Raw genomic sequence first — 688 nt, 5'->3', positions numbered from 1 at the left:
CCGTCAGGTTGGGGGCGCCCATGGCCTCCATGCCTTTGCCCTCGGGGCCATGACAGGCCACACAGGCCTGAGCGAACACTTGTTCGCCTGCTTTGGCAGCTTCGGCGTCTTTTTCCCGACCGCTGAAGCTCAGAACATAGTTCACAACCTGATCCACCTGCTCGTTGGTCATGCCGGGCATGGTGCCCTTGGCCGGCATATTACCCATACGGCCATTGTGCAAGGTTTCCAGGATTGCTTCCGGTGTTCCGCCCCACAGCCAATCGTCGTCGGTCAGGTTGGGGAAGCCAACCTGGCCACGAGCGGCAGAGCCGTGGCAAACCGCACAGTTGTTGGCGAACAGACGCTGGCCTATTTTCATGGCATCGCTGTTCTCGGCCAGTTCGGGAACCGGAGTCTCACCGTACTGGGCGTATATCGGGCCGTATTTTTCCTCGGCCTCGGCGACCTCTGCTTCCCACTGATTAGTGGAAGTCCAGCCAAGCAGACCCTTATAGTTGCCCAGTCCCGGGTAGAGGGCCAGGTAACCGAGGGCGAAAACACAAGTGGCCAGGAACAGGTAAAACCACCACTTTGGCAGTGGGTTATCGTATTCCTCAATGCCATCAAAGGAATGGCCCATGGTGCGGTCGGTTTCGGTATCGGTTGTCTGGCTCTTGCGGGTTGCCCAAAGCAGCCACCAGCAGCC

The 688-nt window shown here is 58.9% G+C and carries 1 protein-coding gene; it reads right to left on the bottom strand.

Features of this window, described 5'->3' with window-relative positions:
* Positions 1-688: cytochrome-c oxidase, cbb3-type subunit III (ccoP, locus tag B2W52_RS07340; RefSeq protein WP_286802187.1), on the bottom strand; the 688-nt coding region annotated here is incomplete at both ends.

It is taken from the genome of Marinobacter sp. UBA2498 (assembly GCF_002341575.1).
GTDB lineage: Bacteria > Pseudomonadota > Gammaproteobacteria > Pseudomonadales > Oleiphilaceae > Marinobacter > Marinobacter manganoxydans.
This window is presented reverse-complemented; position numbering and strand designations above follow the sequence as displayed.